This is a genomic window from Streptomyces griseofuscus (assembly GCF_014673495.1).
GTDB classification, from domain to species: Bacteria; Actinomycetota; Actinomycetes; order Streptomycetales; family Streptomycetaceae; genus Streptomyces; species Streptomyces murinus.
The window spans coordinates 3,189,639-3,204,553 of record NZ_CP051006.1 but is presented as its reverse complement, the minus strand read 5'-3'; the positions used below and the strand labels follow the sequence as shown (position 1 = coordinate 3,204,553).

The 14,915-nt window shown below is 72.0% G+C and carries 17 protein-coding genes; 11 read left to right on the top strand and 6 right to left on the bottom strand.

Translation table 11 applies throughout. The annotated features are described in order from the left end of the window. Positions 1-104: 104 nt before the first annotated feature. The 3 genes from HEP81_RS14050 (at position 105) to HEP81_RS14040 (ending at position 1,152) form a co-directional block, all read left to right on the top strand. Complete coding sequence (locus HEP81_RS14050) at positions 105-473, top strand: WhiB family transcriptional regulator (protein WP_037660091.1); 369 nt, start codon at positions 105-107, stop codon at positions 471-473. Next, a complete protein-coding gene (locus HEP81_RS14045; RefSeq protein WP_037660095.1) occupies positions 470-793 on the top strand; it encodes a hypothetical protein in 324 nt (107 codons plus the stop codon). Before HEP81_RS14050 ends, HEP81_RS14045 begins: the two co-directional genes overlap by 4 nt. 146 nt (positions 794-939) lie before the next feature. After that, entirely contained in the window at positions 940-1,152 is a 213-nt protein-coding gene (locus tag HEP81_RS14040; protein WP_136104522.1) for a hypothetical protein, read from the top strand. Between the two features lie 22 nt (positions 1,153-1,174). Here HEP81_RS14040 and HEP81_RS14035 read toward each other — a convergent pair whose 3' ends face one another. From HEP81_RS14035 to HEP81_RS14025, 3 genes are read right to left on the bottom strand one after another with little or no spacing between them, the layout of a single operon-like run. Further along, complete coding sequence (locus tag HEP81_RS14035; RefSeq protein WP_037660097.1) at positions 1,175-1,732, bottom strand: GNAT family N-acetyltransferase; 558 nt, start codon at positions 1,730-1,732, stop codon at positions 1,175-1,177. A gap of 58 nt (positions 1,733-1,790) precedes the next feature. After that, on the bottom strand, positions 1,791-3,227 hold the full coding sequence (locus HEP81_RS14030) for an ABC1 kinase family protein (RefSeq protein WP_037660099.1): 1,437 nt from the start codon (positions 3,225-3,227) through the stop codon (positions 1,791-1,793). Continuing rightward, the gene (locus HEP81_RS14025; RefSeq protein ID WP_037660103.1) at positions 3,220-4,449 is read right to left on the bottom strand and encodes a TOMM precursor leader peptide-binding protein; all 1,230 of its coding nucleotides are present in this window, start codon (positions 4,447-4,449) and stop codon (positions 3,220-3,222) included. Before HEP81_RS14025 ends, HEP81_RS14030 begins: the two co-directional genes overlap by 8 nt. 208 nt (positions 4,450-4,657) lie before the next feature. On the opposite strand from HEP81_RS14025, the gene HEP81_RS14020 reads away from it, so the two are divergent. From HEP81_RS14020 to HEP81_RS14005, 4 genes are all read left to right on the top strand, one after another. Beyond that, positions 4,658-5,230 (top strand): M48 metallopeptidase family protein, encoded by a 573-nt coding sequence (locus HEP81_RS14020; protein ID WP_037660105.1) that lies wholly within the window; start codon positions 4,658-4,660, stop codon positions 5,228-5,230. 146 nt (positions 5,231-5,376) lie between these two features. Continuing rightward, positions 5,377-7,107 carry a TerD family protein gene (locus HEP81_RS14015; protein ID WP_037660107.1) on the top strand — a complete coding sequence of 577 codons (1,731 nt, stop codon included), beginning with the start codon at positions 5,377-5,379 and terminating at the stop codon, positions 7,105-7,107. Between the two features lie 11 nt (positions 7,108-7,118). Continuing rightward, positions 7,119-7,799 carry an AIM24 family protein gene (locus HEP81_RS14010; RefSeq protein WP_037660109.1) on the top strand — a complete coding sequence of 227 codons (681 nt, stop codon included), beginning with the start codon at positions 7,119-7,121 and terminating at the stop codon, positions 7,797-7,799. 17 nt (positions 7,800-7,816) lie between these two features. Beyond that, positions 7,817-8,572, top strand: coding sequence for an AIM24 family protein (locus HEP81_RS14005; protein ID WP_037660113.1), 756 nt, complete (start codon positions 7,817-7,819; stop codon positions 8,570-8,572). 111 nt (positions 8,573-8,683) lie between these two features. Here HEP81_RS14005 and HEP81_RS14000 read toward each other — a convergent pair whose 3' ends face one another. Continuing rightward, positions 8,684-9,205: an NUDIX hydrolase gene (locus HEP81_RS14000; protein WP_037660114.1), complete on the bottom strand. Its 522-nt coding sequence runs from the start codon at positions 9,203-9,205 to the stop codon at positions 8,684-8,686. After that, the gene (locus tag HEP81_RS13995) at positions 9,202-10,653 is read right to left on the bottom strand and encodes a zinc-dependent metalloprotease (RefSeq protein ID WP_037660116.1); all 1,452 of its coding nucleotides are present in this window, start codon (positions 10,651-10,653) and stop codon (positions 9,202-9,204) included. Before HEP81_RS13995 ends, HEP81_RS14000 begins: the two co-directional genes overlap by 4 nt. Before the next feature lie 191 nt (positions 10,654-10,844). Here HEP81_RS13995 and HEP81_RS13990 point away from each other — a divergent pair, with 191 nt between their 5' ends. The 4 genes from HEP81_RS13990 (at position 10,845) to HEP81_RS13975 (ending at position 14,100) form a co-directional block, all read left to right on the top strand. Continuing rightward, positions 10,845-11,969, top strand: coding sequence for an SDR family oxidoreductase (locus tag HEP81_RS13990; protein ID WP_037660117.1), 1,125 nt, complete (start codon positions 10,845-10,847; stop codon positions 11,967-11,969). A 137-nt stretch (positions 11,970-12,106) separates the two neighbouring features. Next, positions 12,107-12,568 carry a molybdenum cofactor biosynthesis protein MoaE gene (locus HEP81_RS13985; RefSeq protein ID WP_037660120.1) on the top strand — a complete coding sequence of 154 codons (462 nt, stop codon included), beginning with the start codon at positions 12,107-12,109 and terminating at the stop codon, positions 12,566-12,568. A gap of 211 nt (positions 12,569-12,779) precedes the next feature. Beyond that, positions 12,780-12,953, top strand: coding sequence for a hypothetical protein (locus tag HEP81_RS13980; RefSeq protein WP_167408655.1), 174 nt, complete (start codon positions 12,780-12,782; stop codon positions 12,951-12,953). Positions 12,954-13,002: 49 nt separating this feature from the next. Beyond that, positions 13,003-14,100 (top strand): YlbL family protein, encoded by a 1,098-nt coding sequence (locus HEP81_RS13975; RefSeq protein ID WP_182789048.1) that lies wholly within the window; start codon positions 13,003-13,005, stop codon positions 14,098-14,100. Positions 14,101-14,248: 148 nt separating this feature from the next. Here the strand turns inward: HEP81_RS13975 and HEP81_RS13970 are convergent, their stop codons facing one another. Beyond that, entirely contained in the window at positions 14,249-14,791 is a 543-nt protein-coding gene (locus HEP81_RS13970) for a PPA1309 family protein (protein ID WP_037660122.1), read from the bottom strand. Positions 14,792-14,915 lie beyond the last annotated feature (124 nt).

Here is a 14,915-nt window from a genome sequence, read left to right as displayed (position 1 = left end):
CCGAACGGGAAGGACGACGCGAAGGGGCCTCGGGACAAGAAAAGAACCCGGTACCAGCCGACACCCGGTCAACCGGCCGGACGACCAGACGAGGAAAACCACCCGTGCAACTCGAAGCGCACGCCCCGTCCGTACCGCCTTCGCAAACGATCCCCCCGCCCGGCCTCACGGAGGACTCCACCTTGATCCCGCTCACCGCGCTCACCGCGCTCGACGACGCCATCGAGAACCTCGGCGTGCCCGTCCCGTGCCGCTCCTACGACCCGGAGGTCTTCTTCGCCGAGTCGCCCGCGGACGTGGAGTACGCCAAGTCCCTCTGCCGCACCTGCCCCCTGATGGAGGCCTGCCTCGCCGGGGCGAAGGAGCGGCGTGAGCCCTGGGGCGTCTGGGGTGGCGAGCTGTTCGTCCAGGGTGTCGTCGTCGCCCGGAAGCGGCCGCGTGGCCGCCCGCGGAAGAACCCGGTCACGGCATGAACACCGCAGGAACAATCGACCGTCCCCTCACGCACGACCCCAAGAAGCAGGCCCCGATGAAGCCGTCCACCAGCGAGCCCGCAGGCTCCGCGATCCCAGACTCCACCACCTCCGGCGCGACCGAAGCCCGCCAGAACAGGACCCGTGAGATGCAACTCATGCAAGAAGCCCTGGCTCGTGCTCATATGCACGACCGCCTCCATGACGCCCACCAGCAACGCCAGGCCACCCGCCTGGCCGTCGCCCAGCGCATGCAGCGCCGCGCCGAACGCGCTTCGATGCGTGCCCGCCGTGCGCTCGCCATGGCCGTCATGCAGTAAATCCCGCATACGACGAAAAGGTGCTTCCCCGTGCGGGGCACCCGAACGATGTGGTGACTCCCCGCGGGGGCCGGTCCGGCCGAACGGACCGGCCCCCGCGGTGCGTTCTGCGTGCCGCTCGCCGGGCACGGAGTTATCGTCACCGGGTGACGAGTCTTCCCCCAGGAAGCGATCAGGGCGGCTCCGCGGAGCGCCCGGTCCCCCTCGTGTGCGCCCGCTGCGGTGTCCCCGCCCCCGCCCCCCACCCCGCCACCTGGACCTGCTCCGTGGAGGACGGCGCCGCCCGCTACTTCTGTGCCGCCTGCTCCCGTGACAACCTCCGTGCCATCGAGGGTCGTCTGGACTCGAACTGGTGGTGATCCGCCGGGGGCCCGCCGCGCCTCACCCGCCGCCCGGTCCCCGGCCCCGGGCGAACTCCTCGGCCAGCACCCCCATCAGCACGATGTCGTGATGCCGGCCGCCGTGGAACACATGATCACGAAGGCGCCCTTCCTCGACGAAGCCGAGCCGGCGCTGTAGCGCGAGCGAGGCCCCGTTATGGGCGAAGACGCGGGCCTGGCACTTGTGGTAGCGCCGCTCTTCGAACATGTGGCGCAGCAACAGCGTCGTCGCCTCCGCCGCGTACCCCCTGCGCCGCTGATCGGCGCCGATCGTGACGCCGTACTCGAACCATCCCGCGCGCGGATCGGTCCGGTACGAGCCGACGGCTCCGACGACCTGCCCGCTGTCGGCCGCCTCGACCACCAGCTGGAAGCGGTCGTCCTCGGCCCGAAGGACGGCCTGCTCCCTCGCCCAGGCCCGGTGGCCCTCGGCCGAACGCGGCGGCTGGAGCAGGCTGCCCAGGCGCTCCTCGTCCGCGGCGAGGCGCATGAACGCTGTCCAGTCGTCGGGCTCGATGCCGCGCAGCCGTACCCGTTCGCCGGTCCAGAACGATGTCATTCCCCATTGGAGCACGCGGCCCGGTGCCGAGGCCCGGGCTTTTTCCGGATGCCCCGGCTCATGCCTCCGCGGCGGACTCCTCGGTGAGTTCCTCCTCCAGAAGCTCCTCCGCCTCCGCCGCGTCGTCCGTCTCCGCCGGATCCGCCGACTCCTCCGGCTCGTCCGGGAGGAAGAAGCCCGGGAGCCAGGACTCCAGTTCCTCGCGGAGGCGGACGGTGGCGCCCAGCTGGCACAGGACGCCGATGGTGCTGAGGGTGACGCGGTGGATCAGGAGGTAGGCAGGGGGGAGGTTGAGCTGCTTGCCGAGCTGGTAGGCGGGGGAACGGGGGTCGGCGATGCGCGCGGCCTGGCTGCGCATCCAGGAGCGGGTGAAGGTGAACGCGTCGACACGGGCCGGCTCGATGATCGGCAGCAGATAGTCGAGGACCGCGTCGGGATCCAGCTCTATGGATTCCTTGACGAACCCCTCCTCGCAGAGCAGCTCGTAGACCGTCTCCGCGTCGCCGTCCAGCGTCATCCGCAGGGAGATCCCGATCGGTGTCGGCAGTCCGCCGGGGAGCCGGTCGACGGTGCCGAAGTCCAGGACCCCGAGCCGCCAGTCGTCCTCGCCCTGCGGACCGCCCGGCAGCAGCCGGAAGTTGCCCGGGTGCGGGTCGGCGTGCAGCAGCCCGGTGCGGGCCGGGCCCGAGAACAGGAAGCGGGCGAGCAGCTGCCCGGCCCGGTCCCGCTGCTCCGGTGTGCCGTCGGCGATGATCTCCGACAGCGGGATGCCGTCGATCCACTCCGTCACCAGCACCTGTTCGCACTGGTGCACCACCGCCGGGACCACCACATCCGGATCACTCGCGAACTCCTGCGCGTGCGCCGTCTGGGCCGCGGCCTCCAGCCCGTAGTCCAGCTCCTCGGAGACCCGGTCCCGCAGCTCCGTGATCAGTGGCTTTATGTCCACACCCGGGATCAGCGGCCCCAACAGCCGGGCGAACCGGCCCAGTTGGATCAGGTCGGACAGCAGGGCCTCACCGGCGCCCGGGTACTGCACCTTGACCGCCACCTCGCGGCCGTCGTGCCACACCGCCCGGTGCACCTGGCCGATCGAGGCCGCCGCGGCGGGCTTGTCCTCGAACTCCTCGAAGAGCTCCCGCCAGTCCGGCCCGAGCCGCTCCGTCAGCACCGCGTGCACGGTACGGGTCGGCATCGGCGGTGCCGCCTCCTGGAGCTTGGTCAGGGCCACCCGATAGGGCCCGGCGACCTCCTCGGGCAGCGCGGACTCGAAGACGGACAGGGCCTGCCCGAACTTCATGGCCCCGCCCTTCAGCTCGCCCAGGACCTTGAAGAGCTGCTCCGCCGTGCGTTGTTGCAGCTCCCGGCCGACGATCTCCGCGGACTCGCCCACGATCCGCTTGCCCAGCCCCCAGGTCGCCCGGCCGGCGAAGCCGAGCGGGAGCGCGGCGAGCTTGGCGGTCCGGGTGACCGCCTTCCGGGGAAGATCAGACATGCGCCCTCCAAGTCCCTGTCGGCCGTGCCGCGCCCGCTTCGCGTGCCCGCTCCGTCGACGGCCGTTGCACCGCCATTGTCGCGCGTGACCGCCCCGGGGTTGAGGAGTGCTCCCCCTCCGGTTTCTCACCTGGCCTTTCGGCCGCGCCGCAGCGGCAGCCCGGGTGCGGCACGACCGGGCGGGAATGCCAGTTCAGACCGGGTAGGGACACCTCCCAGCGGGCGCCCGCGGTGGATGGCGACGCGCCGTCCAGATGGGCCAGGGCGTGGGCCGCGGCCAGTCCGGCGACCGTCGTGGAAAGGGCCAGGTCACAGGCCCCCACCGGGCGGGATCCGGCGCCGGAGCGCCATTGCGCGAGCAGCCGGGGCCAGGCCGGATCGCGGTCCGTGCGCGACTCGTGCAGACAGCCCGCGCAGGCCGTCTCGCCCGGCAGCACCAGCGGGCCCACGACTCCTGTGCCCTCCACCACACCCGCGTACAGATGCGGGGTGCCCGAGGCCAGCAGCGACTGCGCGGCGCGTGGATCCGGGGCGTGCACGGCCACCTCGTCCCGGGGCGCGAGGATCACCAGGGAGAGCCCCGGCTCCCCGGCGCCGGACCCGGGGGAGTGAGCATGGCGCGGCGGGCGGTCCGGGGCGGCCCGGCGGACGGCCGCCGCTGCCGCCGTGTCCCGGCGCTCACCGACCGACTCGGGCGGCAGCCCGCCCGGCGCCACGTCCCAGGGCCGCACCCGCCCCTCCTCGCGCACCTCCACCTCCCCGACCCCCGCGCCCGACAGCACCGCCGCCACCACGGCACCCACCCGGCCCGCGCCGAGCACCCGGACCCGCAGCGCGCGGCGGGCGGCGAGCCGGGCCAGCGCGCCGCCCGGCTCGGGCGTGGTCAGGGAGAGCGAGGCCAGGTCGGGGCGCAGCCGCCGCAACACCTCCGGACGCCCGCGCAGCGCGGCTGCGGCCGGCCCGCCGCCACGCGCGTCGTCCACCAGGCCCGCGCGGGCCAGCCGGTCCACCAGCGTGTCCACCCGGCCGTCCGGCAGCTTCAGCCGGCGGCCCTCCGCGCGCAGCAGCGGCAGTCCCCGGGTGCCGTTGAGCAGGTCAAGGAAGCCGCTCGTGGCGGTGTCCGTCGGACCCAGCGTCAGCGCGTGCGCGGGAGTCATCCCGAACTGCACCGTGCCCAGATCACGCCAGCCGCGCCGCAGCGCGGGCTTCATCACCGGATGCATGACAGATCCCCCGAATCCGCGTATCTACTGATTCTCAAGACATCGGTGGAATGGTCGTGTTCCGCCGACGTCTGCCAGCATGCCCCCTCGGCCCGCGGGGCGTGGAAAGTTATCCACAGGCGATGGGTGATCTTCATATGAACCGGCAGGCGCGTCGAACCGTCCGGGAGCCGGGACTTTGCCCCTGCCCAGCGGGTAACGTCGGGGCGTGTCCGCCGACCCACTTCAGCACCGCGCCGGAAAGACAGAGCGCAGCGCGACGAGCGCGATCGAGGTCCGCAGGAGTGCCCGGCGCCGCCGGACGGTCTCCGCCTACCGCGAGGGCGATCGCACTGTCGTACTGATCCCCGCCCGGATGTCGAAGGCGGAGGAGCAACGCTGGGTGACCGTCATGCTCGACAAACTCGCCGCCCAGGAGAGTCGGCGGGTGCTCGGCGACGCCGAGCTGGCCGAGCGCGCCGAGCGGCTGTCGGCGCAGTTCTTCGACGGCAGCGCCCGCCCGGCCTCCGTGCGCTGGGTCACCAACCAGAACACCCGCTGGGGCTCGTGCACCCCGGCCGAGGGCAGCATCCGGCTCTCCCACCGGCTCCAGGGCATGCCCGAGTACGTCATCGACTACGTGCTCTGCCATGAGCTGGCGCACCTTCTGGTGCCCGGGCACGGCCCCGACTTCTGGCGGTTGCTGGAGGCGTACCCGCGCACCGAGCGGGCCCGCGGCTATCTGGAGGGCGTGGTCGCCGCCGCCCGGCTGCCGCACCTGCCCGACACGCGGGGCGAGTGACCCCGTCCCGCGCCGCCCGCGTGTGTGTGGCCGGAATCGGTTCTGTACCGGGTCTGTACCGACGGGGACCGACCGGAGTGGTTGTCGGCCACAGCCGTTAGCCTGGCGCGACGCACACATTTCGGGATGGGGGACGGTCGTATCGCATGGCCAGGGAATTCCAACGCGGGCACAAGGCCAGGATCAGTGACCTCACGGCGGGCACCGATCTGTACGTAGGCGTGCAGATCGCCGGCTCCGGACTGACCTTCGACATCAGCTGTTTTGGCCTGGACGCCGAGGAACGGCTCTCGGACGACCGGTATTTCGTCTTCTTCAACCAGCCGAAGTCGCCTGAGGAGTCCATCCAGCTGCTCGGGGCCCAGGCGGGCGACACGGAGTCGTTCCGGGTCACGCTCGACCGGATCCCGGAAGGGATCCGCAAGCTGTCCTTCACGGCAACCCTCGACGGCGCCGGGCAGATGTCGCAGGTCGGCCCCGGCTACCTGCGTATCGTCGCGGGCGGCGAGGAGGTCGCCCGGTACTCCTTCACCGGCGCGGAGTTCTCCACCGAGCGGGCCGTCATGCTCGGCGACATCTACTTCAAGGACGCCTGGCGGTTCGCCGCGGTCGGACAGGGCTTCGACGGCGGCCTGGAGGCGCTGCTGAAGAACTTCGGCGGCGAGGTGCTGGAGGAGGAGGCGCCCGCCGCCCCGGAGCCGCAGCCGCAGCCCGGCGCCGCTCCCGGCTTCGCCCCGCCCGCGTTCGCCCCGCCCACCGAGACCGCCGCCCCGCCGGCCCCCGTGCCGGCCCCGCCCCCGGCACCCGCCGCCCAGGGCTACGCTCCACCGGCCGCCGACACGCCCCCACAGGGCTTCCCCGCCCCCGGCAGCACGCCACCGCAGGGCTTCACACCCCCCGGCCAGACCCCGCCCCCGGCACCGGCCGCACCAGACGTGCACGGCGCGCCGACGGTCATCGCACCCCTGGCCCCGCCCCCCGGACCGACGGGCACCGTTCCGCCGCCCGCCCCGGCCCCCGCGCCCTACGGCCAGCCGCCGCAGCAGCCCGCGTACGGTGGCCAGCCTCCGCAGCCGCCGTACGGCGGTCAGCCGGCCGCCCCGATGCCTCCCGGCTACGGCGCCCAGCCCGGCGCGCCCATGCCGCCGGGCTACGGCCAGATCCCCGGTCAGCAGACCGCCTCCTACGGAGTGCCTCAGGGCGCCCCGCAGGGCGGTGCCGGTGTGGGCGCAGCGCTCCAGAAGTTCAAGGAGACGCCCACCGGGCAGCGCTGGACGCAGCAGAACAAGAAGCTCATGCGCGTCGACCTCGGCATCGGCGGGCAGCCGGTGCTGGCCAAGCAGGGCAGCATGGTGCTCTACCAGGGCAAGGTCGATTTCAGTTACAAGGGCGCCGGTTTCGCCGGTCGTATCGTCGGCAACGCCACCGGCCAGGAGATGCAGCTGATGCGCTGCACCGGCCAGGGCCAGGTGTTCCTCGCCGAGAACGCCACCTACCTGCACCCGATCGAGCTCCAGGGCGACGCGATCTGTGTGTCCGCCGAGAACGTGCTCGCCTTCGACGAGACCCTCCAGTACGAGGTCCGCCGCATCGAGGGCCACGGCATCCCCGGCGGCGCGCTGTTCACGATGCAGTTCCAGGGCACCGGCACCATCGTCGTCAAGACGCACGGCACGCCCGTGGTGCTGCCGGTCACCCCGACCACCTTCGCCGACTGCAACGCGGTGGTGGCCTGGTCGGCGGCGGCCCAGGTGATCGTCTCCAGCCAGGTCCGCATGCGCCGCAACGCCTACCCCGGCGACACCGGAGAGAGCGTCAACCTCCAGTTCCGGGGCGCGCCCGGCAACTTCATCGTCGTCCAGCCGTACGAGGTCTGAGGGAGCCCGTCATGAACCAGCCGCTCGCGGGCTTCGCTCCCGCACCCGTCACCGCCCGCATGGAGAACCACGGGCACCACATGCTCAAGGTCGCCATGCAGACCGGCAACGACCTCTTCGCGCGCGTGGGCTCGATGGTCGCCTACGAGGGCTTCGTGCAGTACGAGCCCAACCCGCCGGCGGTCCGCCAGATCGCCCGGGACTGGATCACCGGCGAGGGCGCCCCGCTGATGAAGTGCTCCGGGGACGGGCTGCTCTATCTCGCCGACTACGGCGCGAACGTCGTCGTGATCAACCTCAACGGCGACGGCATCTCCGTCAACGCCACCAACCTCCTCGCCTTCGACGCGCACCTGAGCTGGGGCGTGGAGCGGGTGAAGGGGCTCGCGAAGTTCGCCGGGCAGGGCCTGTGGAACACGCGGATCTCGGGGCAGGGCTGGGTCGCGCTGACCTCCCGGGGCACGCCGATCGTCGTGGACTGCGGCGGCGGCGAGGACGAGACGTACGTCGACCCGGACGCGCTCGTCGCCTGGTCTCCGAACCTGAAGGTCAAGGGCAAGCGCAGCTTCAAGGCGCAGTCGCTGATCGGCCGGGGCAGCGGCGAGGCCTACCAGATGGCCTTCTCCGGAGAGGGCATCGTCGTCGTCCAGCCCAGCGAGGACAGCACCGACCGCCTGCGGGTCCGGGGCTGAGGGGGAGTCAACACGCCATGCAGAGCCCGATTTTCGCGTACAACGACAACCAGACACAGGAACGCTGGAGCCTCCAGAACTCGCAGCTGCTGCGCGTCACCATGGAGGGCCACGACGACATCCTCGCCCGCAAGGGCAGCATGGTCGCCTACCAGGGCCTGGTCGAGTTCGACGCCGAGTACAACAGCAACAACCAGCGGCGCGCGCGTGCCCACACCGGCGAGGGCCTGGACCTGATGCGCTGCCACGGGCAGGGCACGGTCTATCTGGCCAACCTCTCCCAGCATGTGCACATCATGGACGTGGAGCAGGACGGGCTGACCGTCGACAGCTCCTACGTGCTCGCCATGGACTCCTCGCTGCACCACGAGGTCATCGCCGTCGACAGCCTCTACGGCATCTCCGGCTCCGGGAAGTACCAGCTGAACATCACCGGACGCGGCCGGGTCGCCCTGATGACCTCCGGGTCGCCGCTGCTGATGCGGGTCACCCCGGACCGGTACGTCAACTGCGACGCCGACGCGATCGTGGCCTGGTCGACCGGGCTGCGCGTGCAGATGCAGGCCCAGACGCATTCCTCCGGGGTGTGGCGCAGGCGCGGCAGCACCGGTGAGGGCTGGGAGCTGAGCTTCATGGGCTCCGGGTTCGCGCTGGTCCAGCCCAGCGAGCTGCTGCCGCCGCAGAACGCGGTGATCGGCCACGGCGTCGCCGCCCAGTTCGGCATGGGCCAGCACGGGGCGCGCGGCGGCAACCAGGGCAACGTCTGGAGCTGACCGCCGGGAAAACGCGGCCGTAGGGCAGAAGTGCAGCCGTAGGGCAGAAGTAAGGGGCGACCGTCTGGCGATCGCCCCTTACCGCTTCCGGGGCCGCCGCCCCTCACCGCTTCACAGCCTCGCGCGGGTCGCGTCCAGGAGTCGTACGACCGACTCGTCGGCCACGCTCGCGACCTCGTCGTAGGGGAACCAGCGCAGGTCCAGGGACTCGTCGCTGATCGCCGCCACGGCGCCGGAGGGGGCCAGCGCCGCGTACTGGACGTCGTAGTGCCAGTGGCACGGCGCGGGGATCGGATGCCGGTCCAGGCGCACCGGACCGCCGGGCAGCAGCGTGAGCCCGGCCATGCCCGACTCCTCGGTCGCCTCACGCAGCGCGGCCGCTGCCACGGTGGCGTCGCCGGGCTCGCAGTGGCCGCCCATCTGGAGCCACATCCGCAGCTTGCGGTGGAGCGTGAGCAGCACCCGGCCGCGCTCGGGATCGATCACCAGGGCGCTCGCCGTGACATGGCCCGCGTGACAGGCCTTCCACATGCCGTCCGGGTGGGCCGCCAGGTGGTCCAGGTAGGACTGGCGCAGCTCGTCCTGGCCCTCGTACCCCTTCAGGACGAGGACCGCGTCGTCGTACAGGCTCACTCGGTGTCGTCGCCCTCGGCCTTGTCGTCCTTCTCGGCGTCCTTCTGGACGTCCTTCTTCAGGTTCGGCTTGCCGGCGGCCTCGCCGAGCATCTTGTCCAGCTCGGAGAAGTCCATCTGCTCGCGGTGCACAAAGCCGTCCGGGTCGTCCAGGTCGGTCGCGGTCGGCAGCATGTCCGGGTGGTGCCACAGGGCGTCCCGGCCGTCGACACCGCGTGCGTCGGTGAGCGAGGCCCACAGCCGGGAGGCGTCGCGCAGCCGGCGGGGGCGCAGCTCCAGACCGATCAGCGTGGCGAACGTCTGCTCGGCCGGGCCACCGGTGGCCCGGCGGCGGCGCAGGGTCTCGCGCAGGGCGTCGGCGGACGACAGACGGGGCTTGGCGGCCGCGTGGACCACCGCGTCGACCCAGCCCTCCACGAGCGCCAGAGCGGTCTCCAGGCGCGCCAGGGCGGCCTTCTGCTCGGGCGTGTCCTCGGGCTGGAACATGCCCTGCTGAAGCGCGTCCTGAAGCTGCTCGGGGTTCTGCGGGTCGAACTGGCCGACCACGTCCTCCAGCTTCGCGGTGTCGACCTTGATGCCGCGCGCATAGCCGTCGACCGCGCCGAACAGATGCGAGCGCAGCCACGGCACATGCGCGAACAGACGCTGGTGGGCGGCCTCGCGCAGGGCCAGGTAGAGCCGCACCTCGTCCTGCGGCACGCCCAGGTCCTTGCCGAACGCCTCCACGTTGGCCGGCAGCAGCGCGGCCTTGCGGGCCGGGCCGAGCGGCAGACCGATGTCCGTGGAGCCGACGACCTCGCCCGCGAGGACGCCGACGGCCTGACCGATCTGCGTGCCGAACATGGCGCCGCCCATCGAGCGCATCATGCCGATCAGCGGGCCCGCCATGGCCTGCATCTCCTCCGGCAGCACATCGCCCATGGCCGCGCCGACCCGCTCGGCGACCGGGTCGACCAGCTCCCGCCAGGCGGGCAGGGTCGCCTCGACCCACTCCGCGCGCGACCAGGCCACCGCGGAGGCGGAGCCCGACGGCAGGGAGGTGGCGTCGTCCAGCCACAGATCGGCCAGGCGTACGGCCTCCTCCACGGCCTTGCGCTCGGACGGGCCGACACTCGCGTCCTTGGAGCCGTCCGCGGTGCCCTGCGCGACCGTCTGGCGCGCGATCTGCTTGGCCATGTCCCAGTTCACCGGGCCGCCCTCGTAGGAGAGCATCTGGCCCAGCTGCTGGAACGCGGCACCGAGATCGGTGGGGTTCAGCGAACCGAACATGGCAGCGAGCGGATTGTCGGCGCCGGGGCCGCCAAAGCCACCGGCTCCGGGCATACCGCCGAAACCGAAGGGGTTGGCCGGTCCCTGACCACCACCGCTCTGCTGGTCCTTCTTCTTGCCCTCGTCGCCGTCCTCCGGCTCCTCCGGCGGAAGGCCGAAACCGAATGGGGTGTCACTCACGGGATTCCTCGGCTGGTAAGGCCACCGGTCTTCTCCGGCGGCGCGGCTGCCCGACAACACCACCCAGCGTAGACACCCGGACCCGATCGGGCCTCGATGCTCCGCCCGCGGAAGGCCTGCGGCAGGATGGATGCACCTCGTACGTGCGCGTCTTGCGCGCCCGTACAGAAGACAACCGCTGGAGATGCCGGGTGAGTTCCCCAGATCCGCAGGTTCGCGCAGCGCGAAACCACTCAGAGACGTCCGCCGGGCGCAAACCCGCCGTGCGCGGGCCCGTCGTGGCGGTCACCGGCGCGGCGACCGGCGTCGGAGCCCTGCTCACGGCGCGGCTGGCCGCGTCGGAGGAGATCCGGCGGGTCGTCGCGATCGACGAGCGGCGCGGGGAGTGCGAAGAGGCGCAGTGGCACATCCTGGACGTCCGCGATCCGGCCATCGCGGACAAATTGCGCGGTGCCGACGTGGTCGTCCACCTCGCGCTCGACCTGGATCTCGGCAGCGAAGCGGCCGCGCGCACCGCTTACAACGTCCGGGGGACGCAGACCGTGCTGACCGCCGCGGCGGCGGCCGGCGTGCACCGGGTGGTGCTGTGCACCTCGGCGATGGTCTACGGCGCGCTGCCGGACAACGAGCTGCCGCTGTCGGAGGACGCCGAGTTGCGGGCGACGGCCGAGGCGACCGGCGTCGGGGACCTGCTGGAGATCGAGCGCCTCGCGCGCCGCGCGCCCCGCGCACACCCCGGCCTGAATGTCACCGTCGTACGGCCCGCCGTGCTGGTCGGCGGCACGGACACCGCGCTGACCAGGTACTTCGAGTCGCCGCGGCTCCTTGTGGTGGCCGGTTCGCGGCCCGCGTGGCAGTTCTGCCACGTCGAGGATCTGTGCGGGGCCCTGGAGTACGCCGTCCTGGAGAAGGTCGAGGGAGAGCTGGCCGTCGGCTGCGACGGGTGGCTGGAGCAGGAGGAGGTCGAGGAGCTCAGCGGCATCCGGCGCATGGAGCTGCCCTCGGCGGTCGCGCTGGGCGCGGCGGCACGGCTGCACCGGATCGGGCTCACCCCGTCCCCGGCCGGCGACCTGGCCTACACGATGTACCCGTGGGTGGTCAGCGGGAGCCGGCTGCACGACGCGGGATGGCGGCCGAAGTGGACCAACGAGGAGGTCCTCGCGGAGCTGCTGGAGGAGGCCGCCGGGCGGCATACGGTGGTCGGCCGGCGACTCGGCCGCAAGGACGCCACGGCGGCGGGCGCGGCCGGTGCGACGGTGGCCCTGCTGGGCGCGGCGGCGGTGGTACGCCGGGCCCGCAAGGCGCGCCGCCGGTAGGCCGCCTCCGTAGGAGCGTCAGGGCAGGGTCGAGCGTCACGGCGCCTCGGCGTCCGTACGAGCATCCAAGGCGCCCGCGCCCGTGCCGGGTGAACCTCGTATTCCACGCTGTCCCGGGCGTGCGGCACGATGGGGGCATGGCTGAGATGAGCGAGCACCCCGGGGAGCGGGCCGCGCAGGATCCCGTCAAGCTGATCGCCGTCAGGGAGAGCGCGCTCTCGGTGGACGAGGTGTTCCGGGCGGTCGGGGACGCGGCGGCCGGCGGCATCGCGCTGTTCGTGGGGACGGTGCGCAACCACGACGGGGGCGCCGACGTGGACGCGCTCGGCTACTCCTGCCATCCCAGTGCCGAGGCCGAGATGCGGCGGGTCGCCGAGAAGGTCGTCGCGGACCACCCGGTGCGGGCCCTGGCCGCCGTGCACCGGGTCGGCGAGCTGAGCGTGGGGGACATCGCGGTGGTCGTCGCCGTGGCCTGTCCGCACCGCGCGGAGGCCTTCGAGGCGTGCCGGAAGCTGATCGACGACCTCAAGCACGAGGTGCCGATCTGGAAGCACCAGACGTTCTCGGACGGCACCGAGGAGTGGGTGGGGGCCTGCTGAAGCAGCCGGGTGCGTGCTGAAGCAGCCGGATGCCTGCCGAAAACGGGCGGGACCTGCCGAAAACAGGGCGCATCACTGCGCCGAACCGGTCACTCCCGGCCCATCGGCGACTCCGGTTGCGTAACCGCCCCCCGCACGTGAGCGTTGTCAGTGCGGATGGTTAATCTGCTGATCAGTCAGTTGCGGACGCTCACGGCGTAGGGAGGTCGGCATGGGCGCGCTTGTCTGGCTGCTGATTCCGCTTATGGGTGCGGTCGGCGGCGGGCTGTGGGGCAGTTGGGCCAACCGGACGCGCAGGGCGCGCAGCGACGGGCCCGAGCTGGACGGATACGCCCGGTTCCGGGAGGCGATGGAGCGGTCCGGCACGGGCGCGGACGGCGCCTGACGGGGGTACCTGACAGTGCGCCGACAGGTGCGTCACGTACTGTCGAGGCATGCCACGCCGCACCGCGACGATGCTCGCCTCCACCCTGATGCTGATCGCGCTCCTGTGCGCCGGAGTGCTCATCCCCGTGCCGTACGCGGAGATGTCCCCCGGCCCGACCGTGAACACGCTCGGGAACCACCAGGGCGAGCCGGTGCTCCAGATCTCCGGGCGCAAGACGTATCCGACGGACGGCCATCTGAACATGACCACCGTGCGGGTGACCAGCGTGGACTTCCGGATGAACCTGGTGGAGGCCGTCTACGGCTGGCTGTCGCGCGACAGCAAGGTCGTGCCGCACGACACGCTCTACCCGAAGGGCACCACGGAGGAGCAGTCCTCGCAGCAGAACGCCGAGGAGTTCAGCCAGTCCCAGGAGAGCGCCAAGGTCGCCGCCCTCAGGCAGCTGGACGTCCCGGTGAAGTCCTGGGTGATCGTCTCCACCGTGGTCAAGGACTCCCCGGCCGAGGGCAGGCTGCACGCCGGTGATGTGATCAAGGCGGTCGACGGCCACGCGGTCAAGCAGCCCTCGGACGTCGCCAGGTTCGTCACCGAGCACAAGGCGGGCCAGAAGGTCGTCTTCACCGTCGTCCCGGCCAAGGACCAGGCGGCCGCCGAGAAGGCCCACAAGACGGCCACCACGACGCGGGACGTCGCGATCACCACGGCCGCGTCCGACGACAGCGGGCCCAAGCGGGCCATCGTCGGGATCTCCGCCGGGACCGATCACACGTTTCCGTTCAGCATCGACATCAAGCTCGCCGATGTCGGCGGCCCCAGCGCCGGTCTGATGTTCGCGCTCGGCATCTACGACAAGCTCACCCCGGGCAGCCTGACCGGCGGCAAGTTCGTGGCCGGCACCGGCACCATCGACGACAACGGCACGGTAGGGCCGATCGGCGGCGTCGACATGAAGACCGTCGGCGCGCGCGGCAAGGGTGCCCAGTACTTCCTGACGCCCGCCGACAACTGCGCCGAGGCCGCCGCGGACAAGCCGAGCGGGCTCACCCTGGTCAAGGTGAAGACGATCAAGGACGCGCTGGGCGCGCTCAAGGACATCCGCGAGGGGAACACCGCGGCCCTGCCGAAGTGCACCGCCAAGGGCTGAGTCCCGCGTGACATGACATGACCGGGGGCGCCCACTCGGACGAGGGGCGCCCCCGGTCATGTGACAAGGAGCGGGGGCGTCCCGGCGACCAGGCCGGTGGCGCCCCCGTTGTCGTACCAGAAGACCAGAAGACCAGAAGACCAGAGGATCAGTCGGCGAACGTCGCCGACAGGGCGTCCGCGAGGCCCGGGACCAGCTCGGGGCCGGTCAGGACCTCGGTCGGGGAGTCCTTCTCGCGCAGCCGCAGCGCCGACTCACGGGTGCCGTCGCGCAGCACCGCCACCGTCATCCGGACCTCCTGGCGCTCGGGGTGCTCGGCCACCCACCTGGCCAGCTTGGCCTCGCTGAGGTTCTTCGGGACCTGCGCCTCGGCGGACGGCGGCAGCATCAGGCGCTCCACCGTGAGCGCGCAGCCGGCCACCGCGTCGGGCCAGGCGATGGTGGCGAGGAACTCGTCGAGCGGCTTGCCGGACGCGATCTCGTCCTGCTCGATCGGGGTGAGACCGGCGGTCTCGGACTCGACCTCAAGGCCCAGCTGGGCCGCGAGCGCGGGTTCCTGGCTGCGCAGCCGAGCGGTGTCTACGAGGGCGAAGAGGCGAGCGGGCTGGTCCCAGCCGAGGCCGGAGGCGTACTCGTCGATCTCGAGTACGGCCCGGGTGAGCGGGTTCGCTGCCATGGGAGTGTTGGACATGGTCACAATCCTGCCTCGTTCCCCACCGGAATCGGGAACCGAGCAGGGGCTGAGTAAGTTGCATATGTGTCGGCCCGCGATCACGGGGGGCCACCGGGGCCCGCGGAGCACGGGGGCCCGAGGG

Bases quoted from the DNA above. Each gene is read 5' to 3' on its own strand.
- HEP81_RS14045 (WP_037660095.1), top strand. From the start codon at position 470: ATGAACACCGCAGGAACAATCGACCGTCCCCTCACGCACGACCCCAAG.
- HEP81_RS14025 (WP_037660103.1), bottom strand. From the start codon at position 4,449: ATGCATCCGGTGATGAAGCCCGCGCTGCGGCGCGGCTGGCGTGATCTG.
- HEP81_RS13985 (WP_037660120.1), top strand. From the start codon at position 12,107: ATGGCTGAGATGAGCGAGCACCCCGGGGAGCGGGCCGCGCAGGATCCC.
- HEP81_RS14030 (WP_037660099.1), bottom strand. From the start codon at position 3,227: ATGTCTGATCTTCCCCGGAAGGCGGTCACCCGGACCGCCAAGCTCGCC.
- HEP81_RS14015 (WP_037660107.1), top strand. From the start codon at position 5,377: ATGGCCAGGGAATTCCAACGCGGGCACAAGGCCAGGATCAGTGACCTC.
- HEP81_RS13975 (WP_182789048.1), top strand. From the start codon at position 13,003: ATGCCACGCCGCACCGCGACGATGCTCGCCTCCACCCTGATGCTGATC.
- HEP81_RS13970 (WP_037660122.1), bottom strand. From the start codon at position 14,791: ATGTCCAACACTCCCATGGCAGCGAACCCGCTCACCCGGGCCGTACTC.
- HEP81_RS14035 (WP_037660097.1), bottom strand. From the start codon at position 1,732: ATGACATCGTTCTGGACCGGCGAACGGGTACGGCTGCGCGGCATCGAG.
- HEP81_RS14005 (WP_037660113.1), top strand. From the start codon at position 7,817: ATGCAGAGCCCGATTTTCGCGTACAACGACAACCAGACACAGGAACGC.
- HEP81_RS13980 (WP_167408655.1), top strand. From the start codon at position 12,780: ATGGGCGCGCTTGTCTGGCTGCTGATTCCGCTTATGGGTGCGGTCGGC.
- HEP81_RS14010 (WP_037660109.1), top strand. From the start codon at position 7,119: ATGAACCAGCCGCTCGCGGGCTTCGCTCCCGCACCCGTCACCGCCCGC.